The 24,766-nt window shown below is 44.8% G+C and carries 19 protein-coding genes; 10 read left to right on the forward strand and 9 right to left on the reverse strand.

What is annotated here, in order from left to right:
• Positions 1 to 63: 63 nt before the first annotated feature.
• The 3 genes from NST25_RS04355 to NST25_RS04365 form a co-directional block, all read right to left on the reverse strand.
• Positions 64 to 879 (reverse strand): hypothetical protein, encoded by an 816-nt coding sequence (locus NST25_RS04355; protein ID WP_340393383.1) that lies wholly within the window; start codon positions 877 to 879, stop codon positions 64 to 66.
• Between the two features lie 175 nt (positions 880 to 1,054).
• Complete coding sequence (locus tag NST25_RS04360) at positions 1,055 to 1,942, reverse strand: helix-turn-helix transcriptional regulator (protein WP_076129612.1); 888 nt, start codon at positions 1,940 to 1,942, stop codon at positions 1,055 to 1,057.
• Between the two features lie 73 nt (positions 1,943 to 2,015).
• On the reverse strand, positions 2,016 to 2,906 hold the full coding sequence (locus tag NST25_RS04365) for an AraC family transcriptional regulator (protein ID WP_339171540.1): 891 nt from the start codon (positions 2,904 to 2,906) through the stop codon (positions 2,016 to 2,018).
• 127 nt (positions 2,907 to 3,033) lie between these two features.
• On the opposite strand from NST25_RS04365, the gene yicI reads away from it, so the two are divergent.
• Positions 3,034 to 5,355 (forward strand): alpha-xylosidase, encoded by a 2,322-nt coding sequence (gene yicI, locus NST25_RS04370; RefSeq protein ID WP_340393384.1) that lies wholly within the window; start codon positions 3,034 to 3,036, stop codon positions 5,353 to 5,355.
• A gap of 124 nt (positions 5,356 to 5,479) precedes the next feature.
• Positions 5,480 to 6,649, forward strand: a complete 1,170-nt coding sequence (locus NST25_RS04375) for a GDSL-type esterase/lipase family protein (RefSeq protein ID WP_340393385.1) — start codon at positions 5,480 to 5,482, stop codon at positions 6,647 to 6,649.
• On the opposite strand, the gene NST25_RS04380 is transcribed toward NST25_RS04375, so the two are convergent.
• Positions 6,650 to 8,311, reverse strand: coding sequence for a helix-turn-helix domain-containing protein (locus tag NST25_RS04380; RefSeq protein ID WP_076219662.1), 1,662 nt, complete (start codon positions 8,309 to 8,311; stop codon positions 6,650 to 6,652).
• A complete protein-coding gene (locus NST25_RS04385; protein WP_076194393.1) occupies positions 8,308 to 10,128 on the reverse strand; it encodes a sensor histidine kinase in 1,821 nt (606 codons plus the stop codon). The genes NST25_RS04380 and NST25_RS04385 overlap by 4 nt, the downstream gene beginning before the upstream one ends.
• 136 nt (positions 10,129 to 10,264) lie before the next feature.
• On the opposite strand from NST25_RS04385, the gene NST25_RS04390 reads away from it, so the two are divergent.
• From NST25_RS04390 to NST25_RS04405, 4 genes are all read left to right on the forward strand, one after another.
• A complete protein-coding gene (locus tag NST25_RS04390; RefSeq protein ID WP_036680772.1) occupies positions 10,265 to 11,146 on the forward strand; it encodes a sugar ABC transporter permease in 882 nt (293 codons plus the stop codon).
• Positions 11,146 to 11,979, forward strand: a complete 834-nt coding sequence (locus NST25_RS04395) for a carbohydrate ABC transporter permease (RefSeq protein ID WP_036680774.1) — start codon at positions 11,146 to 11,148, stop codon at positions 11,977 to 11,979. The genes NST25_RS04390 and NST25_RS04395 overlap by 1 nt, the downstream gene beginning before the upstream one ends.
• Positions 11,980 to 12,040: 61 nt before the next feature.
• Positions 12,041 to 13,342, forward strand: a complete 1,302-nt coding sequence (locus NST25_RS04400; RefSeq protein WP_094902687.1) for an extracellular solute-binding protein — start codon at positions 12,041 to 12,043, stop codon at positions 13,340 to 13,342.
• Between the two features lie 137 nt (positions 13,343 to 13,479).
• Positions 13,480 to 15,471, forward strand: coding sequence for a beta-galactosidase (locus NST25_RS04405; RefSeq protein ID WP_340393386.1), 1,992 nt, complete (start codon positions 13,480 to 13,482; stop codon positions 15,469 to 15,471).
• Positions 15,472 to 16,436: 965 nt separating this feature from the next.
• Here NST25_RS04405 and NST25_RS04410 read toward each other — a convergent pair.
• The gene (locus tag NST25_RS04410) at positions 16,437 to 17,270 is read right to left on the reverse strand and encodes an AraC family transcriptional regulator (protein WP_254848824.1); all 834 of its coding nucleotides are present in this window, start codon (positions 17,268 to 17,270) and stop codon (positions 16,437 to 16,439) included.
• Between the two features lie 119 nt (positions 17,271 to 17,389).
• Here NST25_RS04410 and NST25_RS04415 point away from each other — a divergent pair, with 119 nt between their 5' ends.
• Positions 17,390 to 19,420: a beta-galactosidase gene (locus tag NST25_RS04415; protein WP_340393387.1), complete on the forward strand. Its 2,031-nt coding sequence runs from the start codon at positions 17,390 to 17,392 to the stop codon at positions 19,418 to 19,420.
• Positions 19,421 to 19,497: 77 nt separating this feature from the next.
• Here NST25_RS04415 and NST25_RS04420 read toward each other — a convergent pair whose 3' ends face one another.
• Positions 19,498 to 20,187: a hypothetical protein gene (locus NST25_RS04420; protein WP_340393388.1), complete on the reverse strand. Its 690-nt coding sequence runs from the start codon at positions 20,185 to 20,187 to the stop codon at positions 19,498 to 19,500.
• 199 nt (positions 20,188 to 20,386) lie between these two features.
• On the opposite strand from NST25_RS04420, the gene NST25_RS04425 reads away from it, so the two are divergent.
• Both NST25_RS04425 and NST25_RS04430 read left to right on the forward strand, forming a co-directional pair.
• Positions 20,387 to 20,944 (forward strand): DUF1273 domain-containing protein, encoded by a 558-nt coding sequence (locus NST25_RS04425; RefSeq protein ID WP_036680784.1) that lies wholly within the window; start codon positions 20,387 to 20,389, stop codon positions 20,942 to 20,944.
• A gap of 102 nt (positions 20,945 to 21,046) precedes the next feature.
• Entirely contained in the window at positions 21,047 to 21,370 is a 324-nt protein-coding gene (locus tag NST25_RS04430) for a YciI family protein (protein WP_051491142.1), read from the forward strand.
• 2 nt (positions 21,371 to 21,372) lie between these two features.
• Here NST25_RS04430 and NST25_RS04435 read toward each other — a convergent pair whose 3' ends face one another.
• Positions 21,373 to 22,833 (reverse strand): amidase family protein, encoded by a 1,461-nt coding sequence (locus NST25_RS04435; RefSeq protein ID WP_340393389.1) that lies wholly within the window; start codon positions 22,831 to 22,833, stop codon positions 21,373 to 21,375.
• A 170-nt stretch (positions 22,834 to 23,003) separates the two neighbouring features.
• Between NST25_RS04435 and NST25_RS04440 the strand changes: the two genes are divergently transcribed.
• Positions 23,004 to 24,131 (forward strand): copper amine oxidase N-terminal domain-containing protein, encoded by a 1,128-nt coding sequence (locus NST25_RS04440; RefSeq protein WP_340393390.1) that lies wholly within the window; start codon positions 23,004 to 23,006, stop codon positions 24,129 to 24,131.
• Between the two features lie 96 nt (positions 24,132 to 24,227).
• Here the strand turns inward: NST25_RS04440 and NST25_RS04445 are convergent, their stop codons facing one another.
• Complete coding sequence (locus tag NST25_RS04445; RefSeq protein ID WP_076099543.1) at positions 24,228 to 24,722, reverse strand: hypothetical protein; 495 nt, start codon at positions 24,720 to 24,722, stop codon at positions 24,228 to 24,230.
• Positions 24,723 to 24,766: the final 44 nt, after the last annotated feature.

Below are 24,766 nucleotides of genomic sequence, written 5' to 3' on the forward strand. Positions count from 1 at the left end.
TCGGCAGACCCTCTGATGCGGAGGAGATCCGATTGCTTTTTTATATAGGGAATCTTGCCCTTGTTAGAGTAGTATTTCTAGCTGCGACTTATCAGATTCTTCGGCTAAACGTTGAATTTCTTGATAGGTAGCTAATTGTTCTGTCCGCTCATTGGTGTTCTCTTCAGAAGGTTTAATTTCTGTTGAACCTGCTTTATCGATCTGATCTTTAATTTTATCTCCCGTGTCTTTCATGGCATCGCCTAACGATTCGTTTATTTCCGATAGTTTAGTTTCGATTTTGGATAACTGCTCCCGTTTGGCTGTTGCGGAATGAGTAGAACGAGCCTCGTCCAGCTCTATTTCCTTGGTCAGAACTTTTGCCTCGCCACGCATCTTAGTGTGGGTAGAAGAAACTACCTCCATTTGGCTAACATCTTGGCTTACAGAAACAATCGTATTCAATCTTTCGTTCTGTATCTCTTGCTCGGTTTTAGGTTCATCCTTTGGATTAGCTTTTTGAGCATCTTCTAAGTTCTTTTGTTGCTCTTCGAAGCTGTATTTTGCAATTTGTTGGTCAATCGTTTGGAGCTGCTTGTCGAACTCCTTAAGTTGATCTTGAATAGATTCGAGATTATGTGAACTTTTGGTAGTTCTTTCAATCAGACTGTTCTTACTGTCGATGATATTTTGTTTTTGTTTAAGCAGGGAGTTAACCATTCCGTCCATTTTGGATTGATTTTGAAAAGCAGCCTTTGCAGATTTACTTATTGATAATTTATCTCCATTACCATTACCACTAGTATTGCTGTTTGATTTCATAGTTTTATCATGAGTTTGGTGACTAACAGATACATTAAACCTCGTTCCCATAGATGAGGTCATATTCGTTATGTGCATGGTTCATTATCCTCCTACAACGATAAGATCTATCTATAATATATCGGTAAATCAGCAGCAATACTTAATAAGGAGAGCTGTTAGCTGCAGCGTTGTTTGATGGACGCTTAACAGCTTTTTTTGTCCAAACTATCCCGGAAGAGGAAGATATTTTCGATTCCAGGCTTTGTTATGTCTATTTGCCGGTGAATTTTTGTCGAAAGTTAGAGGGAGAAATGCCTTCTTTCTTGGAGAAGCAGGAAGAGTAGTAAGTAATATGATGGAAGCCAACCTCTTCAGCGATGCGGGCAATGGACCAGGAAGTTTGAATTAACAGCCGTTTGGATTGTTCTAGACGATAGGACAGGAGATAGGCCATAGGGGTCACACCGTATATTTTTAGCATGTTTTTGGCGAGATAGTTGGGATGATAGTTAAGTTCTTTTTGAAGTAAGGAGTTAGAGACATCACGAGTATAATTTTGCCGAATGAACAATTCAATCTTCTCGGCAAGATGAATGGCGGTTGCATCGGATGCCTCGGCCAGATCGCGGTCCAAGAATTGCAGGAACTGTTGAAAGGAGGCTTGGCGCTTCCAGTTGCGCATCGACTGGGGTTCTTGTTCCAGATGGAAAAAGAACTCTAATACCTCCATTGCCTTCTCTGATATTTCCGTATACTTCGGAATAAAGATCGAGCATACATCGCAGTGATTTAAATAAGCTTTTTGTTTATGGCTTTCGATGAGCTCGCTCTGATTCTCCAGACATTCGTTCATATCCTGACACTCGATCCAGCTGCCGAAGGTCTGGAAATGAATCCAGATGATTTCTGTTTCGATAGGACAAGGGGCAAAGCCATAGTGATGGGCATCTGGACGAAGGATGAGGAATTCTCCTTCCTTTAGCTCCCAGTGCACCTCGTTCTCGGCGATGGGCAACATCCCCTTTTTAACAATGATTAGATCAAATACGCCGATGCAATTACGACTGATATGATAGTCTCCAGCATTGTAGTGAGCACGGCCACAGTCTATGAAATAAGGAATAGGCGGTGTGATAAAGCTAAGAATCGGTGAGTTCATCGCGAGCCTCCAAAAGGTTGTATTTCCTAAAAATCAGGTTGGAATCCATCGTTTTTTTATGATGTAGATGAAACTAGCCTGCACCTTTCCTGAACTCCGAAGGCGAGCATTTCATCGCTTTGCGGAAAACCTTTATGAAATAGCTTACATTATCAAATCCGACCTCGAATGCGATGTCGGATATTTTTCTTTCACTTTGTTGCAGCAGATCGGCAGCCTGGCGAATCCGGTATGAGTTGATGTAATCGACCGGCGTTTTACGAGTCATCATTTTGAAGAAGCGGCAGAATTGCCCCTCGCTCATGGGAATAAGCTCTGATAGATCACGGGTACGGATCGGTTCCTGATAGTTATCTTGGATATAAAGGATCACCTTTTTAAGGCGGTTAATTTTGGTGGTATCAGCATCATCCGATTGGCTGCGGTTCTCAAATCGGCCCTCTGCGGTAATCTTGGAAAGCATGATTAGCAAAGTTCCTTTCATAAAGGTCTCAAATCCGGGCATTTTATTAGCGTATGCCTCCATCATTTGCTCCAGATGATGAAGCAACTCCTGCTGCCAAGGGACATCTGGTGTAATATGTCTCGGAAAGCTCTGGCGTTTCTCTTGCAGTGGCAAAATCGCGTTTTGCTGGATCGTATCGTACTGGGCGCTAGCCAAAAGATCAGGCAGAAATACAAGCGCACAGAATTTGCAGGGGGTGTCTTCGTTCAGCACATAGGCGGCGTGTATATCGCCAGATTCGATAAATACCGCTTCGCCCGCGCGGAGTGGAAAATATTCTGTGTCTACTTGGAACAGAATTTCTCCTTCTAGCAGCATAAAGAACTCCGCTTCTTCATGCCAATGTGTATCGAGTACATGCGTTCCGGATGGAAGATCTATCCAATAAGCAGCGAGTGGAAACATACTATCTCCATGAACTCTGTTTTCTTTTAGCAAACTCTGAGTTGTACGGTCCATATAAAGGCCTCTTTTCTTAAAAAACATCAAAATAGTGTTATAAATGAGCTATATAGTATTAGTTTTGTTCATTTTTTATCGGTATAATGCAACTATAAACACCAAATTGAAAGGTGGCAAGTACACAATGAAATTTACTGATGGTCTCTGGCTGGTTCGTGAAGGTATCACGATTAACGGCGCAGTTCAAAATTATGTTGTAGAAAAGACTCCAGAAGGATTAACAGCAATTACACAAACGACTCCAATCACAGGGCGCGCAGCAACGCTGAATTCAACCCTGCTTACTGTAAAATTCCATTCCCCGCTTCCAGGCGTGGTAGGTATTAAAATTATTCATCATGATGGTGTACAGGAACGTGGTCCGGTTTTCGAACTGACTAAAGGTACTGGCGATCACGTGAAGATTGAAGAAACGGATCTCGAAACCGTGCTGATCAGCGGCGGACTTCGTGTAGTGATTCGCAAAGGCGAACAATGGGCGGTGGATTTCTATCGCGGCGAAGAACGTATTACAGGCAGTGGCTTTAAATCCATGGCTTACATCACCGACCAAGACGGTAACACGTACATGCGTGATGAGCTGGATCTCGGCGTAGGCGAATTCGTATATGGTCTGGGCGAACGTTTTACCGCTTTCGTGAAAAATGGACAAACCGTTGATATCTGGAACAAAGACGGCGGCACTAGCTCTGAGCAAGCTTACAAAAACATTCCTTTCTACGTATCAAGCAAAGGTTATGGCGTATTCGTGAATCATCCGGAATTGGTTTCCTATGAAATCGCTTCAGAAAAAGTGAAAAAAGCCCAATTCAGCGTAGCTGGAGAAAGCTTGGAATACTTTGTGATTGATGGACCTACCATTAAAGACGTTATTAGCAACTATACTGCTCTTACAGGTAAACCAGCGCTTCCACCAGCATGGACTTTTGGGTTGTGGCTGACAACTTCGTTCACTACCAACTATGATGAAGAGACTGTAAATTCCTTCGTAGAAGGTATGGCAGAACGTGATCTGCCGCTGCATGTATTCCACTTTGACTGCTTCTGGATGCGTGAGTATCAATGGACTGATTTTGAATGGGATAAACGTGTATTCCCGGATCCAGAGGGCATGCTGAAACGCCTGAAGGAAAAAGGCCTGAAGATCTGCGTATGGACCAACTCTTATATTGGTCAACGTTCACGCTTGTTTGAAGAAGGCAAGAAAAACGGCTACCTGATCAAAAAGCCTAACGGCGATGTTTATCAATGTGACCTGTGGCAAGCGGGTATGGGACTGGTGGATTTCACTAACCCTGCGGCTTGTGAATGGTATGCCGGCTACCTGCGTGATTTGGTAGATATGGGCGTAGACAGCTTCAAGACAGACTTCGGTGAGCGGATTCCTACAGATGTAGTTTATTTCGACGGATCTGATCCGATGAAAATGCACAACTACTACACTCAACTGTACAACAAAGTTGTATTTGAAGTATTGGAAGAGAAGCTTGGCAAGAATGAGGCAGCATTGTTCGCACGTTCTGCAACTGCTGGCGGCCAACAGTTCCCAGTTCACTGGGGCGGAGATTGCTACGCAGATTATGAATCCATGGCAGAAAGCCTTCGCGGCGGTTTGTCCCTGGGCTTGTCCGGTTTCGGTTTCTGGAGTCACGATATCGGTGGTTTCGAGAACACTGCTCCGGCACATGTATTTAAACGCTGGTTAGCTTTTGGACTGTTGTCCAGCCACAGCCGTCTGCACGGCAGCACTTCTTACCGTGTGCCTTGGGCGTACGATGATGAAGCTTGTGATGTTACCCGCTTCTTCACGAAGCTTAAATGCAGCTTGATGCCTTACCTGTATGATGTGGCTGGGCAGGCTGCAGAGCATGGCTGGGCTTCTATGCGGGCGATGGTTATGGAATTCCCGGAAGATCCAACATGTGAAGTGCTCGATCGCCAATACATGCTGGGTGATTCCTTGCTCGTAGCGCCTATTTTCCAAGAAAACGGCGAAGTGAAATACTATCTGCCAGCAGGTCGCTGGACTCACCTGTTATCTGGTGAAACTGTACAAGGCGGATCATGGCGCAAAGAGAAATATGATTTCTTCAGCCTGCCACTGTTCGTTCGTCAGAACTCCTTGCTGGCAATCGGCAGCATCGATAACAAACCGGATTACGACTTTGCGGATGGCGTGAAATTTGGCCTGTATTCACTTGAAGAAGGTACTACTACTTCTGCAACCGTACGTGATCTTAAAGGTGCTCCAGAATTGACTGTGAAGGCTGCCCGCAAAGGCAACAGCGTAACAGTTACTGCAGAAGGCAGCGGTAAAGAATTCTCGCTTTCCCTTAAAGATCTGGGAGCTATCGCTTCCGTAGAAGGTGCAGAGCAAGTAGATGAGACTACAGTGAAAGTAAACGCAGGTGCAAAATCCGCATCGTTTACCATTACATTGAAATAAGATGATTTCTTAAAGCATATTGATATAGCCATAACCTCTCTTGTAGATTGGGTGAATGATCCGTTCCCTGGTTTATAGGAGAGGTTTTAGTGTTACAATCTTAACTAATAACGGGGGAAACGTTATGAATACTAATTTAATTAAGGGAAGTGGAGTTTTGAATCAGACGGACTATACCTCTGCTACGGTTCTTTCAACCGCCGCTAATTTTATTATGAATAGGCAAGAACCTTTTACACATACCTTCCGGACTTATATTCGTTTACGGGAAAACGGCCCGTTGCAGCTGAAATTTTGGCATAGCAATGCGGTGGATTCCACCTGGGACCAAGGGCTTGAAGCTTCGGGCAGTGAGCCTGGGGGCAGTTGGGTAATCGAATCGGCTTTTATCGCGGATGGAGGGACTGAGCCAAACGGAGCTATTATTGAGCATACACAACATGCTGTCACCTTTGAAGGCAATGTCTCCAAGTCAGTAGCGGCCGGTGAATGCTTCTGGAGTGATGAGACAAGTATCAATCTTCCCGATGGCCATTACTTAGCATTTACATGGACAATTAAGACAACTACTGAGGGCAAATCCATTCCTTTCAACGTAGAAGGGATGCTGGCAACCGCTTATGATGCGCCCGGAAATCTGGCTACACAGGAATCAGCCGATGGGTTTACAGAATCTGACAAGCTTTTGGTACTGCCAAGCTATATCGGGTATAAGAAAGCTGTGCATAAGAAGCTAGTATTTTTGGGAGATTCGATTACTCAAGGTGTGCGGACATTAAAGGACGGATACGAATATTGGGCAGCGAGAATTGCGGATGGTCTTGGTGCAGAGATTGGCGTATGGAATCTGGGCTCAGGCTGGGCTAGAGCGTATGATGTGGCTGCGGATGGCCCTTGGCTTCACAAAGCTAAACAGAGTGATGAACTGATGATTGTCCTCGGCGTAAATGATATTGATATTGGCTGCCGCTCTGCAGATGAGTTACTTGGTGATCTGACAACTATTATTGCTAAGATCAAAACAGCAAATGCTGATGCTAGTATTATTCTAAGTACGGTGCCGCCGTTTAATTTTCAGGAGGCAAGAGAAGAAACTTGGCGTAGAGTGAATCATGAAATCCTGACTAACCCACCCGCTGGAGTAGACCGTGTGTTTGATATAGCAAGCCTATTATCGTTGCCTGCACCAGACGATCACCGGATCAGACCGGAATATATGAGTGGACAAGACGACCCGCATCCGAACGGCATAGCCGGTAAGACGGTTGCGGACGCCTTTTTAAACTGGTATTGATCAACTCTTAAATGTGTCCCGGTAGTCCTTAGGTGAAGATCCAACCTGCTTCTTAAACACTTTGCTGAAATATTTAACATCATGAAAACCGACCATTTCGGAGATTTGGGCCAGCTTCAGACGAGGATTCTGCAATAGTAGTTTAGCTTTATCTATTCGAATATTAACAATAAAGTCGGAGAAGTTAATCCCGTATTCCTGTTTGAATCGGCGGGAAATATATTCACGGCTAACAAAAAACTTCCCGGCCACTTCCTGTAAGGACAGGTCGGAAGCATAATTAAGCTCGATATATTTGACGATATCATGCATCGGATTACGTTCTTTAGCTTGTTTCAGGGCGATTACTTCAGCCAGCTCCTGCATTAGGGTATACGACCAGTCACGCCAAGCGAATAAAGAGAACGAGTAACCGTTCGTATAAGGAGCTGGGTGAAGCTGGTCGGCCTGTTCAAGCTCGGCCAGTGCGCCTTCAGCTTCAGGGCCTAACATTTCCCGTACCAGCTGGGAACGAAATAGTAGAGCATCATTTTTCCATGAGTTTAGGATTTCTGGTGTCACAACCCCGCCTCGGCTAAGCTCATCTACCCAGTGCTGCGCAGCTGTTGATAATATCTCTGGACTTCCGCTGATGACTGCCATTTTCCAATCTTCCTTGACGTCAGCAAAGTTCGTTGTTGATACATTACCGCGAACCTCTGCTTTGGCGATCTCTTTACGATCTCTGAACTCTTCGGAGGAAGAGGAGAAATGGCAGTAATCCTCATGAATTAATAAGTTTCGGCGTTGTAAGGCCTCTGCCACCTCTGCACGCTGATAAGGTAACTGCTTAGGTAAGTTGCCGATGCTGCTGATTCCAAAATGCATTCGGACCTGCAAGGTAGAGTAGATGCCATGATTGATTCTGCCTATTAGCTCGACCACAGAGGTTTGAATATCCCACAGAATAATCGCAATCTCCGGAGGACCTCCCCAATAACGAAAAGCAACACCCTTAAGCGGACTGTGCAAAAATTCATTACAAATATTGACGATAGCGTAGTTCATTAGCTCGGTGTCTCCGCCAAAACGTTTAATCAACGGATTGTTACCCGCATCTGTCTGCACCAATATTAACCGAGCGGAATGGATGTTTTCCGGAATGATACCATCACTGCATAACCTCCGCAAAGATAAATCAGAATTGATCGGATCATCAATTAGTGCAGATAATAGCTTTTCCCCATAAATGGGCTTGAACTCATTAAGCTGAATACTCTGTTTCTGCCGTTCGCTTCGGTCGTCTTCTTCTGAGCGCCAGGCTGCAACTGCTTTAGCTACCGCTACATTGATTGCCTCGGCTTCGATAGGTTTCAGGATATAATCAATACCCCCATGCCGCACAGTCTGCCGTACGAACTCAAAATCATTATGTCCGCTGACCACAATAAACTTAGTGTTGCCGGCGAATTCGTTCACCCAGGTCATTAACTCTATCCCATTACCTGATTCCATCATCATATCCATAATGACTAATGCTGGTTTAGCCTGCCGGATGATCTCGATGGCTTCATTTCCATTTCCGGCTTCCAGAATTTCATCTATTTGATGGGCGTCCCAGTCGACAAGCAGTCTGACTGCCTTTCTAACTCTTGCCTCGTCATCAACAATCAACGCCTTCATATCTTTTCACGCTCCGCTATAATTTCAATTTCCAATTTCACTACTACTCCGCCTGCTCTAAGGTTATCCACAGTTAAAGTGGCACTATCTCCGCACACAAACTTGAGTCGAGCCAGAACGTTCGGCAGACCAATACCTGATCCTGTAGCTTCCTTGGTTTGCTCTGTATTTCTTAATAAATCTATATCTGTTCTAGTAGGATGCTGTAGCTTCTGCTTTAAAAGATCTAACTTCGCTGAAGGGATCGCATTTCCGTTATTTTGGATACAGATTTCCATCCGGTTGTCATCCACTCTTGCTGCGGTGATTTCAATGAATCCGTCACTGCGGGAAAGATTAAAGCCGTGTTTGAAATAATTTTCTACAATAGGCTGTAAAATCATTTTCGGCATAAACGTCTCTAAAAGTGATTCCTCCATATCGTAGCGGAAACTGAACTTATTTTCAAAACGTTCCTTTTGCAGTTCAATGTAGGCTTTGACATGATCCAGCTCATCCTTAACAGTTACGATCTTCTCCTCATTGTACATGCTGTAGCGCATCATTTTGGCTAGAGCTGAAAGAAGTGAGTAAATTTGGGGCACTTTAAGCTCTAAGGCCAGCGTGCCAATGATCTGTAACGTGTTATTCAGAAAATGCGGGTTGATTTGTGCCTGCAGTGCCCGCAGTTCATTGGTCTTATTGGACAATTCCAGCTTGTACTCTCTTAAAATCAGGTTGTTGATCGTGTCCATCATACTGCGGAATCGCTCGGTAACCACGCCAATCTCATCTTTGCCCATAGGTTGAATTTCAACATCAAGATTACCGGTCTGCACCTGATTCATGTAACGAGTCAACTGCTTGATAGGAGCCGTGATTCGAAAAGAGATCAGGGTTGTTAACGTGGCAATTGTAATCAAAAGTAGAACAAGGAGGAATATATTGATCGCTGCCGCCTCGTTAGCTTCCCGGAAAAGATAGGACGTAGGAATCTGCTTCACGAGGGTCCAATTTAAACCTTGGGTTTCGATTCTTTGGTAAATAAACACAGCATCTTCCTCTTCAAAATACCCTTGCGAGCTTTGATTCGTGGCGATTTGCTTGTTGTACCAAGAAGCGTGTAGGCGCTTGCCGTATTCCTCACTGTTGCTTCCGTATACAATCCTGCCATCGCCATCCAGCAGCCAAATGTTCTCCTGCTTCTGATCATATAACTGGCTGACGATGTCGGTAAGAGCCGTTAGCTTAACATCGATCGACAGGAAGCCGAGTGGGGTGGTAGTGGGAATCCTTTCAATTCGTCTATGCAATGTGAACACAGGCTCCGGTATGAGTTGCGGGATAGGTGAAGTTAGGCCATAGCTGTGACTTATATGTGTACTTTGTATAAACACAGGAGAACTGCTAGTGATCTCTGAGTCGGCATAAGGGGGGATACCCTGCCAACGTTTGGGTGTATTTTGGGTGAGCAAAGTGGCTTTTCTATCCTTTACACCGTAAAGATACACCTGGGATATATCTGGCATGGATGAAGAAATGTAATTTAGAGAAGAATAAATTCGTGTATTTGCTGCCATATCCTCGTATCCCGCTTCGAGCAGTCTGTAGAAATCTGAATCTGAATAGACGATAAGGGAGAGACGATTGATCTCCTGAATCAGACTTTCGATGTTTCTATTGCCTTGAAAGAGGAGGTTCGTATTCTCATCTACTGCCCTTGTTCTTAGGGATTGAGTGCTATAGTGATAGCTAATAAACATGGTGGCCATAATACAGATTAACGTTGGCAGTAGGATAAAAACGATCAATTTTGTGCGAATCGTGTTCCATTTCATCGAAATTTGTCACATCCGATCAATATTTTACACCTGAAAGATCACTTTAGTAGGTGTGAGGTACCCTGAAAAAAACAGATAATATGTGTATAAAGCATAAACAAGTAAGTGAGCAAAAGAAAGGGGGGGGCAATAAATGCGCGGCACTAAGTTGTCCCAGTTAGGTCAACAGCTTTTTTTCGTTGGTCCGGCAGTTTTGTTTTTTACCTTAATAACGATTATCCCATTTTTGATGGGGATGTATTACTCTTTCACAGATTGGAACGGTGTATCCGGTAATGTAAGTTGGGTCGGATTTCAAAACTTTTCCACTATTTTCTCAAATGACCCTGACTTCTGGTCTTCCTTTTGGTTCACGGTAAGATTTACGGTGTTAGGTGTGATTTTGACTAACGTGGTAGGCTTCTTCTTAGCTTATCTGTTAACTAAACCTTTAAAGACACGTAACATGCTTCGGACTATTTTCTTTATGCCGAACGTTATCGGGGGATTGTTGCTTGGTTTCATCTGGCAATTTATCTTCATCAAAGGGTTCGCCACTATGGGCGACCTGACAGGATGGTCCTTCTTTAATCTTCCTTGGCTCGGTGATGCCACAACAGGATTCTGGGCGATTGTAATGGTCTTTGTTTGGCAGTCTTCCGGTTATCTAATGGTTATCTACATTGCCTCGTTGAGTAACGTATCTAAAGAAGTACTAGAAGCGGCTGATATTGATGGTGCTTCCCGTTGGCAGGTGCTACGCAATATCGTAGTTCCGCTAATTATGCCTGCTGTAACTATCGGATTATTCTTGGCCATTTCCTGGTCATTCAAAATGTTTGACCTTAACTTGTCCTTGACGAAGGGCGGACCGTTCAAATCGACGGAATCCGTTGCTATGAATATTTACAATGAAGCCTTCCTGAACAATCGTTACGGGCTGGGTACTGCAAAAGCGCTGCTGTTCTTTGTAATTGTAGCCATCATTACTCTGATTCAGGTCCGTATCACGAAGAGCAAGGAGGTTGAAGCGTAATGAAACCTACGGAAAAAAAGAGATGGAATATTGGTACGGAAGTGATAATGATCCTTCTGGCGCTGCTCTTTCTCTCTCCATTCTATTTCTTGCTCGCAAACTCGGTGAAATCCTTCGGTGAAATTCTGAGTGATGCGGCAAGCTGGCCAAAAGTATTTATGTGGTCGAACTATTCAACCGCCTGGAAATTAGCCCGTTTCGGTGAAGCATTCCGAAACTCGGTTATTATCACAGTGATCAGTGTTATTCTAATCTCTCTGTTCAGTGCGATGGCATCCTATCGTATGGTTCGGGCGAATACGAAATTCAATCAGTTCTTGCTGCTTATCTTTGTAGCAGCAATGGTAGTTCCGTTCCAAACGATTATGATTCCTATTCTGAAGGTCGTAAATGTTATTGGAGTAAACAACTCTTTCCTTGGTTTGATTATCACGAATCTAGGAATCAGTGTTCCGATGGCGATCTTCCTGTTCCACGGCTTTATCAAGTCCGTTCCTCTTGAAATTGAAGAGGCGGCTACAGTAGATGGATGTAATCCTATTACCGTGTTCTTCCGTATTGTGCTTCCTTTGCTGAAGCCAATGGTGATGACAACTATCGTGCTAAACGCACTTGGAATATGGAATGACTATCTGTTGCCATCCTTGATTCTTCAGGCACCAGAGCTTCGGACCATTCCACTAGCGACTTTCTCCTTCTTTGGTCAATACACCAAACAATGGGATATGGCACTTCCGGCTCTCGTAATCGGGGTCGCACCAATTATCATTTTCTACCTGTTTATGCAACGTTACATTGTTGAGGGAATAGCGGCTGGCTCGGTGAAAGGTTAACACCGAGCCCTCCGTTCCAAATATTTTTTAAGCAGTCCACTATTTTAAGGGGGAATATATAATGAAGAAGAAACACTCCGCAGTTGCTCTATCAGCAGTAATGGCAATGAGTTTAGCTCTAACGGCATGTGGTGGTAATAATAACGCTTCTAGTAACTCACAAAATGGAAGCGCTGGCACAAATTCAGGTGAAGTGAAGACCGTTAAGATCTTCCAATTCAAAACTGAAATCGTAGAAGGCCTCAATGAGCTTAAGGTAGAATTCGAAAAAGAATACCCTAACATCAAGCTGGATATCCAAACAGTTGGTGGTGGTGCGGATTACGCAGCAGCATTGAAAACTAAATTCGCTTCCGGCGATGCGCCTGATATTTTTTCCAATGGTGGATATGCAGAAATGGAACTTTGGGGAGACAAGATGGAAGATCTGTCCGACCAACCTTGGGTAAAAGATCTGATTCCTATGGCTGCAGAGCCTATGACTAAAGATGGCAAAGTATACGGTATGGCAATGAACCTTGAGGGTATCGGTATTGTGTATAACAAGGACTTGTTCGCTAAAGCGGGAATCACTGAAACTCCAAAAACATTGTCACAGCTTGAAGAAGCGGCTAAAAAGCTGCAAGCTATCGACGTAACTCCTTTTGGTAATGCATATCAGGAATGGTGGCTGCTAGGTAACCAAGGGATCAGCGTAGCCTTTGCACAACAAGATAATGTAGATGAATTCATCAAAGGTTTGAATGAAGGAACTGGTACAATTGTAGGAAATAAAACGTTTGAAGAGTGGAGCAAGTATCTCAAACTGACTTTACAATACGGACAAAAGAATCCTTTGACCACAGATGCTAACACTCACCTGGCAATGTTCGCAAAAGGCGAAACTGCAATGATGCAAGAAGGTAACTGGGCACAAACTCTTGTTGATAACATCACTCCTGATATGAACATTGGCATGTTCCCTATGCCAATCAATGAAGATGCTGAGAAGAATGACAAAATGACTGTTGGTATCCCTGCGAACCTTGTAGTCAACAAAGAATCCGGTTCTAAAGAAGAAGCAAAAACGTTCTTGAACTGGTTGGTAACTTCCGATATGGGTAAAGAGTACATCGTTAAAAAATGGAAATTCATCCCTGCTTTGTCCACAATCGAAGCAACACCTGAAGACATCGGTATGCTTGGAGCAGACGTATGGAACTATGTAAAAGAAAACAAAGTTTATGGCCTGCAATCCTCTAAATTCCCTGATGGTGTAACGCAAGAATTTGCCAGCGTGATTCAACAGTTCATTGCTGACAAGGTTGACGTTAACGGTTGGATGACTGGTATGCAAGCTGCATGGGACAAGCTTAAAAAATAAGTAAAGCACATTATAGAGAAGATTTAATGGATATTAGTGGTTAACAGAAGCGCTCTCCGTATACCTCATCAATTTGAGACGGGGAGTGCTTTTTTTGGGAAACAGGGCTGATTATCAAGGGATGGGGAGAAGCGCCAATGAAACGATATGATCATGTTCAGATGGGTGTGGACTATTACCCGGAGCATTGGGATGAATCCATGTGGGAACCAGATATCAAGTTGATGAAAGAAACAGGTGTTAAAGTAGTCCGGGTTGCTGAGTTCGCATGGAGCCGACTGGAGCCAACTGAGGGGAATTACCAGTTTGAGTGGCTGGACCGTGCGCTGGACCTTTTTCATCAATATGATCTGCAGGTTGTGATGGGTACGCCAACAGCTACACCGCCAAGATGGTTAACGACGAAATTTCCGGATGTGCTTCCGGTGTTTGCTAATGGAGAGATTTTTCACCCGGGGGTACGTGGACACCGCTGCTATAACAGCACATCGCTGCGTGAGTATGGCAGCCGTATTATTCTGCGTCTTGCCGAACGTTACAGTGAACACCCGGCCGTCATAGGCTGGCAGACTGATAATGAATTTGGCATGTTGGATTGTCATTGTGACGCTTGTAATACTGCTTTTCGAGCATGGGTACAAGCTAAATACGGAACACTGGCTGAGGTCAATGCAGAATGGGGAACCGTTGTTTGGAGCGGGGAGTACAGCGATTGGAATGAGCTTACCGTGCCGTTGGGCGGATCACCTCATCAGAATCCATCTTTTCTGCTTGACTTTCAGCGGTTTCAGTGGGATTCGGTGGTAGCGTTTCAGACAGCGCAGATCAATATTTTGCGTATGATTTGTCCAGAGCATTTCATAACCCATAACTTTCACAGCTATCCGCAGCGCCTCGATATGTACGCGGTCGGTGCAGATCTGGACGTGGCTGCGTTTGATTATTATCCGAATACTTCGCCAACCAAACAAGAGACAACGCCTTATAGCGGAGCACTTTCATTGGACGTAACCCGTGGCATCAAACGCCAAAACTTCTGGATCATGGAGCAGCTGAGTGGATCTCCGGGTTGTTGGATGCCGATGTGGCGAACCCCTTATCCGGGACTGATTCGTGCCTATGCATGGCAGGCGATTGCTAGAGGTGCGGATACTGTTGTTCATTTTCGCTGGAGAAGTGCAACTTCAGGAGCAGAACAATTCTGGCACGGGCTGATTGATCACAGCAATGTTCCCGGACGCAGATTAGCGGAGTTCACGCAGCTATGTCATGAGGTTAATGGGCTGAGCGGCAAGCTCCAAGGAACGATGCTGAAAAACGAAGTGGCTATCCTCCATTCTCATGAAGAGAAGGCTGCGCTGGATATTCAGCCGCAGGCAGAGGGCTTTGATTATTATGAGAACATTAAGCAGATTCACCGGGCGGTGACCAAGCTTGGCATGGGCTGCGATGTTATCGACCTCAGACAACCGCTTGATGGATACAAAGTAGTAATCGCTCCAAATTTATATTTGCTGGATGAGGAGATCGTACGTAATCTGGAGGATTTTGCCCTCGCTGGCGGGACCTTACTGATCACCAACCGTAGTGGCGTCAAAAATATAAACAACATCGCAGTCATGCAACCGCTGCCTGGGCAGCTGAGCTATTGTACCGGCGTTGAAGTGCTGGAGTATGATCCGATTGGCGTTGAAACACATGTCATCGTGGATGCGGAGGGTAACCCATATGAATGTACGCAGTGGTGCGACATCCTCCGACCTGTAGTGGCCCAGCCAATTGCCTGGTATGGTGATGATTTCTATCGCGGCACACCCGCTGTTACTGTTAATTCCTTCGGCAAAGGTCAGGTTTATTACTTCGGAACCCATGCGGAAGAGCAATACTGGTCAGTTCTATTGGAGAACCTGGCTAAGGAAAAAGGGTTGTTATGCTTTGAAGGATTGCCAAACGGAGTACAAGCCTCCGTGCGGACTGGAGATCAGGGAAGCTTCTTGTTCCTGCTTAATCTGAGCCGCGAGTCGGTGATCGTTCCGTTGCCACGAGAATACAGCAGCCTGCTGGATAATAAGATTCGATCTGGAGAGCTCCAGCTCGAGCCGTATGGCGTAGAGGTGCTGGAGATTTGAGTGGTTTTGAGTAAAGAGATTTTGGAGTGGGTTTGGGAGTGTGGCAGGAGAGGGGAAAGTGGAGAGGGGAATGTGTGGAGTAGGGTGAAGTGAAGGTTGGTGAATATGGAGTGGGGAATGTGTGGAGTAGGGTAAAGTGAGGGTTGGTGAAGATGGAGTGGGGGATGTGTGGAGTAGGGTGAAGTGAAGGTTGGTGAAGATGGAGTGAGGGATGTGTGGAGTAGGGTGAAGTGAGGTTGGTGAAGATGGAGTGAGGGATGTGTGGAGTAGGGGAAGAGCGGTGTAGGGGAATGTGTGGGGTAGGAATAGTGAAGTAAGTGGAAGTGTGGAGTAAAAAATGAGTGGAGTAGGGCATGTAGAAACTTCAACAGAAGCACAACAGAAAATAGTTGCACTTCGTACACTTATTTGAAGTGTTGGAGTATTTAATTGGTTTTAGTTGCACTTTGTACAGCTAAAAATTGGCTAATCTCGCTGCAAGGCCATATTCCGAGAATATAGTTGCACAGAATACACTTATATGGATAATTTCTGCCGTGCAGGCTATTTTAAGTGTACAAAGTGCAATTATTTCGTCTGACTTACTCATACTGAACTGAAGAGAGCTGTACAATGGAGTCCCCATCATGAGCAAATTTCCACATGGAGTCCCTAACATGGGCAGATTTCCATAAGGAGTCCCAACATGGGCAGATTTCCATAAGGAGTCCCAACATGGGCAGATTTCCACATGGAATCCACCATGAGCAAATTTCCACATGGAGTCCACCATGAGCAGATTTCCACATGGAGTCCCACCATGTGCAGATCTGCACGATCCATCTCAGAGGTGCCGTACACTCGCAGCCAAATGCACCCAGCCACCGTACCGCCCATTTCTACAAATAGTAGCGCATACCATACTCTTACTACGTTCTAGCCGCATATTCCCAGCGAGCAATTTTTCCACAGTAGGCGGGGCATGTTTAATGCAGACGTCTAAATTGCTCCGGCGTAGTCCCGGATTGCTTGCGAAATGTGGCTACATAATGGCTGACATCGCGGAAGCCGACTAGCTGGGAGATAGCTTTTACCGTAAGATCGGGTTGGCTTACGAGCATTTCTTTGCTTTTCCGGATGCGTAAACGTACGAAATAGGCATAAGGCGAGAGTCCGAAAGTTTGGACGAATAGGTTGTTAAGATAGCGCCCAGATACGCCTAGTTCATCGGCTAGATCGTTCAGTCCAAGATCAGGATCGCCATAATGGCTGTCCATCCATTTTAGCAGTGGCTGCAGCTTATCTACATTGCGGGAAATCGCCGTATTATTTTGAAGCTGGCCATATTTACTCAAAGTAAGCAAAAAACGATAAGCATCTGTTGAGGCGCCGAGACCAAACATATCCTGATAGGCATCATGACGATCCAGCATTTCCTTCAGCAAATTGGGGAGAGGCGCTTCATTTTCCCAACGGTAAAAAGAATTACTATTCATCCCAAGGGTCTCCAAAATAGAGTGTGCCGAATCGCCACCAAACGTTAGATAATAGGTACCCCAGTTTTTAGTGGAAGCCTCATAACGATGGGGTGTATAAGGAAGTAGTAATACGCCGCTGCCTTCGGGCAGGGAAAAGGTTTTATTGTCAAAATGGATGATCCCTTCACCTTCTGAGGTTTGAAGCCAATGATACGTGTCATAGCCATCGGGGCGGGATACTTTTTCCTGATCATGATTGTGCCCCATACTGTCTAAAGTGATTGGCAAGTGCTGTCCACCTTCATGGACGAATACGATCCTGCGATGCATGATTTCGGACAATGTTATCCTCTCCTGTTAGTTCTATATTCTTATATGTATGAGATATTATTTTATATTTAAAGGGAAACCTTAACCATTTACAATAGATATATAATTATACTATAAAGGGTGTGCGAAGTGTGATTAACGATAAATTACCTAAAATTTGGTACGGTGGAGATTACAATCCGGAGCAATGGGATGCGCCAGTATGGGCTGAGGATGAACGGATGTTCAAGCTGGCGGGAATTGATGTTGCCACAATTAATGTGTTTTCCTGGGCTTTAATCCAACCTTCCGAAGATACTTATGATTTCTCCTCATTGGATGAATTAATGGATAGACTATATAAAAATGGAACTTATGTATGTCTAGCTACAGGAACAGGAGCACATCCAGCTTGGATGGCTCATCGTTATCCTGAAGTGACCCGTGTCGATGTGCAGGGCAGAAAACGTAAGTTCGGCGGACGTCATAACTCCAATCCGAACAGTTCAGTTTACCGCAAGTATGCAGCGAAGCTGGCTGGTAAGCTGGCAGAACGCTACAAGGATCATCCGGCACTGGTAGCTTGGCATATTTCTAATGAATATGGTGGCTATGATTATTCCGAACAGTCCGCTGCTGCCTTCCGTGTCTGGTTGAAGGAGCGTTATGGTTCGCTGGATGCTTTGAACAAGGCTTGGAATACACGCTTTTGGGGACATACGTTTTATGATTGGGAAGAAATTGTGGTGCCAAATGAGCTGAGTGAAGAATGGAACGGTAACCGTACTAACTTCCAAGGAATCTCGTTGGACTATCGCCGTTTTATGTCTTATAGCTTGCTCGAATGTTACAAAATCGAATACGAAGCGATCAAAGAACACAGCACTAACGTACCTGTTACAACGAACCTGATGGGCTTTTATCCGGAGCTGGATTATTTTGAGTGGGCCAAGCATATGGATGTAATTTCTTGGGACAACTATCCTTCACTGGACACACCGGTCAGCTTTACAGCAATGACACATGATCTTATGCGTGGATTAAAAAATGGCCAACCGTTCATGCTGATGGAGCAAACACCGAGCCAGCAGAACTGGCAACCGTACAACTCTTTGAAACGTCCAGGCGTTATGCGTCTATGGAGTTACCAGGCTGTGGCGCGTGGTGCAGATACTGTGTTGTTCTTCCAACTGCGTCGTTCGATAGGGGCTTGTGAAAAGTATCATGGAGCGGTAATTGAGCATGTGGGTCATGAACACACACGGGTATTCCGTGAATGTGCTGAGCTGGGTAAAGAGCTGGAGCAGCTTGGAGATCAACTACTGGATGCGCGCAGTGCAGCTAAAGTAGGGATCATCTACGATTGGGAAAATCGTTGGGCGCTTGATCTCTCAAGCGGACCGTCGGTTGCCTTGGATTACGTGAATGAAGTCCACAAATATTATGATGCGCTGTATCAGCAAAATATCGAAGCCGACATGATCGGGGTCGAAGAGAACCTGTCCAAGTATGAAATTGTTATCGCACCCGTAATGTACATGGTCAAGCCAGGTTTTGCAGAGAAGGTTGAAGCCTTTGTAAAAGCGGGCGGCACATTCATTACGACTTATTTCAGCGGTATTGTTAATGAGAACGACCTCGTGACGGTTGGAGGTTATCCAGGCGAGTTGCGTAAAGTGCTTGGAATTTGGGCAGAGGAAATCGATGCATTACTGCCAGGTATGAGCAATGAGCTCGTGCTGGATAAAACGTGGGGTAGCTTGAGTGGTTCTTATAAATGTGATCTGCTCTGCGATCTGATCCATGCCGAAGGGGCAGAAGTTTTGGCAGAGTACGGTTCTGATTTCTATAAAGGAATGCCTGCGTTGACTGTGAATAAATTTGGCGAAGGTAAAGCTTATTATGTGGCGACAAGTCCAGAAGCAGGATTCCTACAAGGATTCCTAGCGAATCTATGTGCCGAAAAGAACATTCAGCCGTTGGTAACTGCACCGGAAGGTATCGAATCTGTTCAACGTGTGAAGGATGACGTATCTTACTTGTTCTTACTGAACCACACTGCCGGGGATTTAAGCGCGGATATTGGGGCAGCTGAGCGTACTGATCTACTGACAGGTAATGTAATCAGTGGTTCAGCAGTTGTACCGGGTCGTGGAGTATTGATTTTGTCGGATAAAAAATAGTTTATAGTATACGATTTTTAAAAAACTTTCCGGGCATAGCTTGTCCCCGGAAAGTTTTTTTGTTGTGAAGAAACTGATTAGCTGCTGCTGCCTGTGCTACCGTCTGGAGCGGATCCGCCGGGGTTTCCGCTGCTTAAGGTAATGCTCTCCGCCACAGTGGAATCTGATTTAAGCGTATATTGGATAATGTCATCAGCTTTCAGGTCAGCTAAGCTGATCGTGTTCTCCTGACGCGTGCCATTGTCAAAGGTCACCGTTACAATTTTGGTATCAGCATCAATTGTAATATCTGTGGTTTCCTCGGAGAAGGTTTGCTGCATCCCGCCGCCCTGTGGTCCACCACCTTGTCCACCGCCGTCAGGGGCTCCGCCTTCCGGTATTCCCCCCTCTGGAGGTGTACCGTTTTCTGAGCCTTGATCACCTTCGGGTCTTTCCGGTGGAGTACCAGCCTGGCCGTTCTGCATATCGGCTCCAGCCGTATCTCCAGTGCCTTGTGCGGGCGGGGAAGGCATTTCTGACGTATAGATTGTAATTGTGTTGTCGCTAATACTCTTAATCTTGCCGAAGTTCATGGACATGCCGGGTCTGCCGTTTTGTTGATTGCCGTTTCCTTGAGATTGCTGTGCCTCAGTGTTATCTGCGGGTGTTGTGCTCGCTTGGTTATTAGTAACAGCTGTTCCTTCGGACTCCGAATTGGTGCTGCAGCCAGCCAATAGTAGAGAAGTGAGTAGACTTCCTGAGATCATAATCGGTATTAATTTCTTCATTTATTTTCTCTCCTTAATAGTTTTAGATTGATTAGGAGAAATATATCAGACGGTTCTGAAAGGTTGCTTAAGATCAGCTGAAAGTTTGCCTAAAGAAATAGATCATGTAAATGCTATATAATAATCATATAAGTGGGATAAAACTCTACAGAGGTAAGTCATGGTAAGAGATAACCAACGTTCAGGAAAGAGGCAGTACATGAAGAATTTACTCGTAACAGGCTACCGTGCGCATGAGCTCGGTATTTTTGACAATAAGCATCCGGGAATTCCTTATATCAAAAAGGCGCTGTCTAACAGATTAAAGCCGCTAATTGAAGAAGGCGTCGAATGGATTATTACCCCCGGCCAGTATGGTGTCGATCTTTGGGCTTGTGAGGTGGTATGTGAACTCAAGACTCAATATCCTGAATTGAAATTGGGGATCATTACGGCGCATACTGGACAGGAAGAGAAGTGGAAGGAAGAGAAGCAGGAGGAATACCGACGTATTATTGCGGGTGCGGACTTTTGCAGGGCGGTCAGTAATGCCCCTTATGACGGCAGCTGGCAGTTCAGGGCCAGAGATGACTTGTTGTTCCGCAAAAGTGACGGGATATTGCTCTTTTATGATGAGGATGCGGCGGAAGGCAGCCCGAAGTTTTTTAAAGAACGAGCGCTGAAGCTGCATGCAGAGGGGGACTACGAGCTGTTTCTTATTCATTCTGATGAGATTCAAAATATTGCCGATGAAGAAAATCAGCGAGATTATGAATAAAGCTGCGAACGAAGACATCGCGAAATAAAAAAGCCCGAATCGGCATTGGGAAATCACCGTTACGGGCTTTAATTTCTATTTGAACGAGAGGCGGAGAATAGGATGAGTGAGGTCAATCAAGCAGATATTTGTTATGTTATTTTGCTTAGCCCGACGAATCAAGACCGTAGAGACATGGAGATTATTCGTGGTCATGTTAAGCATTTACAAGAGCTGGACCGTAAAGGACAATTAGTGCTGTGTGGTCCCTTTAGTGATTGTCCTGGCGGTATGGTTATTGTAAGAGCGAACTCACGCGAAGAAGCCGTTCTCCTTGCCGAAAAAGATCCTTACGTGCTGTCTGGTATTCGTAGCTATGAAGTGCGTACATGGAGTCTGTCCCATGAGGGAAACAGGCATTTAGGTATTGTTCCGCTCCAGGAATAGGTTTAATCAATGAAGCTTTTTAGCGAAGGTGCTTTTCGCACTTTGTAATGCTGCTCATAGGCATAGGCTAGCTTGATAAGCGTAGGCTCCTGATAAGCTTTTGCTGAGAAGGTTACACCAAAGGGAGCGCCGGCCGAAGTGTATCCAGAAGGAACGACGATGGACGGATATCCTGCTCTGGAAGTAATTCTGGCGCCAAAATCGGCAGGGAACAGCAGGGCATCCAGATTGTATTCTTTCATAGTGGCATCAATCCCTTCTTCCTTGCACAGCTTCAGGTCAGTCGCACGATGGCGTAAATATTGAGCTTCGCTTTGTGTGCCGGAGGAGGTATATTCCGCATCTATTAATGTAGCTTGACCAAATCTCAAAGTCTCCACAGGGTGTGCATGATTAAAATCAATAATATCCTTCAAGGTTCGCATAGGTGCTCCGGGGCCCAAATGAGATAAATAAGCATTCAGTGCTGTTTTGAATTCGTTTAATACCACCGAAGAGTAACTAATTTCGCGGGCGGTCTTAATATCCGCAGGATCAATGATGATCGCTCCAAGCTCTCTCATTCTGTCGACGGAAGCGTTGAACAAAGCAAGCTGCTCATCTGTGAGCTCCTCAAAATAATAATCACGTGGTATCCCAATTCGAGCGCCCTGCAAACCATTCGGATCAAGGAATACAGTATAATCCTCGTGGATTCTACCTGTATTTGTTCCCATAGCTGCATCGCGTTGATCCTTGCCCAGCATGGCGTTTAGCAGTAACACGGCATCATGAACGGTTCTAGCCATAGGGCCTGCGGTGTCTTGTGTATTGGAGAGCGGCAGGATTCCTGAACGGCTGAGCAGCCCCACGGTTGGCTTAATGCCGATGATGGAGCCCAAATTACCGGGATTAAGAATCGATCCCGAAGTTTCTGTGCCAACAGAGACCGTACAGAAATTACAAGCGACAGCTACTGCTGAACCCGCACTAGAGCCGCCGGTTGGCGTAGAAATATTGTAGGGGTTAAGGACTTGCCCGCCGCGGGAGCTGTAACCGGAGGGCATGCCGTTCGTCATAAAATTGGCGAATTCGGTCATATTGGCTTTACCCATAATAATGGCGCCGGCTTCACGCAGCTTGGTAACTATAAACGCATCTTCCCCGGCAAAAGAATTCGCCAAAGCCAGCGAACCCGCACTTGTATGCATTTTGTCCCCAGTATTGATATTATCTTTCAATAACACAGGTATCCCGTGTAGGGGGCCGCGTGGGCCATTAATTGCCCGTTCCACATCCAGAGATTCTGCGATAAACAACGCATCAGGATTAATCTCCAGTACAGAGTTAATCGTCAGGCCGTTTTTGTCGTGATCAGCAATGCGTTCATAATACATGAGAACTAGTTGTTTTGACGTAATTTCTCCGGCTTCTAATGCGGCTTGGATGTCCGGTATGGTGGTCTCTACGATTTCAAAACTCATATGCGTTCACGCTTCTTTCCCTCTAGGATATGGCTTCTCCTTCATCTAACCATAATTTGGGTGTCGTTGGTAGTTTTCTTTTTAGACTTACATTTTGATTGGCCATTTGATATATTCAGGTCTGCATTGTAATTTTTTTATTTTTCTAGATTAGGAGCTAAATTAAGAACATGAAAAACCACAACTTTGCTTCAAAAATTATCACTTTTTTTGTGGTGATGATAAGTTTTGCTGTTTTATCTTCAAGTCAAGCCTTTGCGGAAGACAGTGATCTCAAATGTTATTTGGACGGTAAGCAATTACATTTTAATGTAAGTCCTATACTGAAAGATGGAGTTACATACGTACCTATGCGGGCGATCTTTGAAGCTTTAGGCGCAACTATTAAATGGGATAATCATGCGAAGTCGGTCTCAGCGGTTAAAGGGGATATTAACATTTTTTATCTGGTCAAGGAAGGAAGAGTAATTGTAAACGCCAAAGAGCATGAGCAAGTCTTAAAAGGTATCAATTTTCAAAATAATACACTCGTCCCTTTAAGATTTATTAGCGAAGTGTTGGGTAGTAGTGTCACTTGGGATGAAGGTACAAAATCTATTTACATAACCTCACCAGTTGCCGAGGAGAAGATTATTGCCCCGGTCAACAGAACAATTTCAGTAGGAAGCCAAGAGCAATCAAAATCGTTATCAGATGAGAGAAACAGGTTTGTTATAATCGTAAAGCACTACGGAATTAAAAATAATCAGTTGTATAGCTTGCTCGAATTTTCTAACATGGATAATAAAGACATCTCAATAAATTTTAAGTCCGGTGATCAAAAAATCATAAAGACATTCTCAAAGGAAAAGGACCCCATGCCGACTCTGAAAATTGAAAATTGTACGGAAGTAACCCATAAAGTAGTTATCGATAATATTGGCGGGAATATATATAAAATCCCGGAATTTTCAGTTAATCAGGCGTGTGTCAGTTCCAACCAATCCCAACAAGATGCGCTTGATGTATGGCGGAACAACAATTCCGGCCTCTCGGAATTAGGCAGTAACCTCGTGTCTGTCCGTAAATATATTCAAGATCAGACGGGTGGGCTGCAAAACTTTGTGATCCCAGCCAATAAAGCTGAACAGCTGATCTTGGTCGCCCCAGTTGGAGGGAAGGATAGGTTGGTTGTGGAGGGCAGTTATTTTGTAGGAGGTCTATCAAATAAGACTATAGAATTCCAACTAGATTATGAAGTGGTTTCTGAGCTCGATTTGGGTATTTATAGTTACATATATACGGAACCTGTATATTAAGGATCGTTTTATTAGAAAAGAGGTGTCCGAACGGCCAAAATAAATGGCTGCTCAGACACCTCTTTTGTTGTGAGTGTGTAGATTAAAGTCTGACAATTACTCCTGCGCTGCTGTAAATCCCTCTTCCGCTAAATATTCTTTAGCTTCCTCAAGCGTTTCAAACGCCATCTCCAGATTGAGGTCGGCATAGACATACCATAAATCATCCTCAAGCTTTAGGGTTAGGGTTTGGCCCTCATCATTAGTCCAGAGTGTATCGGCAGTTGCCGCAGCCTTTTTCTTTCTTTTGCTGGCTACAGGAGCATCAGGAATGTAAATAGACAGTGAGGTGATGGAGGCATCCAGCAAACTGCGCAGCTCGGATTCCGAGTAGTCGCGAATATTCACGAAGCCCTTATCGTCTGTCTCGTAGCCCCGCAGTAAGCCTGCGAACACATAGCCATTACCATTTGGATGCAGGTGAAAAGCCACGGTTTTCTTATCATGCTGGCTTTCCTCGTAGTGATAGTTCACGCGCCCAAGGGATACATTTTTGCGTTCCAGCTGGGGGTAAGAGTCGAGAATCGCTAATTTTTGTTCAAAAGTAAGCATATACAGCCTCCGGTTTTCGGTGTGATTGTGCACATGATTATACC

It is taken from the genome of Paenibacillus sp. FSL E2-0190, from assembly GCF_037992965.1.
Classification (GTDB): domain Bacteria; phylum Bacillota; class Bacilli; order Paenibacillales; family Paenibacillaceae; genus Paenibacillus_AQ; species Paenibacillus_AQ odorifer.

Bases quoted from the DNA above. Each gene is read 5' to 3' on its own strand.
- NST25_RS04360 (WP_076129612.1), bottom strand. From the start codon at position 1,942: ATGAACTCACCGATTCTTAGCTTTATCACACCGCCTATTCCTTATTTC.
- NST25_RS04420 (WP_340393388.1), bottom strand. From the start codon at position 20,187: ATGAAGAAATTAATACCGATTATGATCTCAGGAAGTCTACTCACTTCT.
- NST25_RS04380 (WP_076219662.1), bottom strand. From the start codon at position 8,311: ATGAAGGCGTTGATTGTTGATGACGAGGCAAGAGTTAGAAAGGCAGTC.
- NST25_RS04390 (WP_036680772.1), top strand. From the start codon at position 10,265: ATGCGCGGCACTAAGTTGTCCCAGTTAGGTCAACAGCTTTTTTTCGTT.
- NST25_RS04375 (WP_340393385.1), top strand. From the start codon at position 5,480: ATGAATACTAATTTAATTAAGGGAAGTGGAGTTTTGAATCAGACGGAC.
- NST25_RS04400 (WP_094902687.1), top strand. From the start codon at position 12,041: ATGAAGAAGAAACACTCCGCAGTTGCTCTATCAGCAGTAATGGCAATG.
- NST25_RS04445 (WP_076099543.1), bottom strand. From the start codon at position 24,722: ATGCTTACTTTTGAACAAAAATTAGCGATTCTCGACTCTTACCCCCAG.
- yicI (WP_340393384.1), top strand. From the start codon at position 3,034: ATGAAATTTACTGATGGTCTCTGGCTGGTTCGTGAAGGTATCACGATT.
- NST25_RS04405 (WP_340393386.1), top strand. From the start codon at position 13,480: ATGAAACGATATGATCATGTTCAGATGGGTGTGGACTATTACCCGGAG.
- NST25_RS04365 (WP_339171540.1), bottom strand. From the start codon at position 2,906: ATGGACCGTACAACTCAGAGTTTGCTAAAAGAAAACAGAGTTCATGGA.
- NST25_RS04385 (WP_076194393.1), bottom strand. From the start codon at position 10,128: ATGAAATGGAACACGATTCGCACAAAATTGATCGTTTTTATCCTACTG.
- NST25_RS04440 (WP_340393390.1), top strand. From the start codon at position 23,004: ATGAAAAACCACAACTTTGCTTCAAAAATTATCACTTTTTTTGTGGTG.
- NST25_RS04425 (WP_036680784.1), top strand. From the start codon at position 20,387: ATGAAGAATTTACTCGTAACAGGCTACCGTGCGCATGAGCTCGGTATT.
- NST25_RS04355 (WP_340393383.1), bottom strand. From the start codon at position 879: ATGCACATAACGAATATGACCTCATCTATGGGAACGAGGTTTAATGTA.
- NST25_RS04435 (WP_340393389.1), bottom strand. From the start codon at position 22,833: ATGAGTTTTGAAATCGTAGAGACCACCATACCGGACATCCAAGCCGCA.
- NST25_RS04430 (WP_051491142.1), top strand. From the start codon at position 21,047: ATGAGTGAGGTCAATCAAGCAGATATTTGTTATGTTATTTTGCTTAGC.
- NST25_RS04395 (WP_036680774.1), top strand. From the start codon at position 11,146: ATGAAACCTACGGAAAAAAAGAGATGGAATATTGGTACGGAAGTGATA.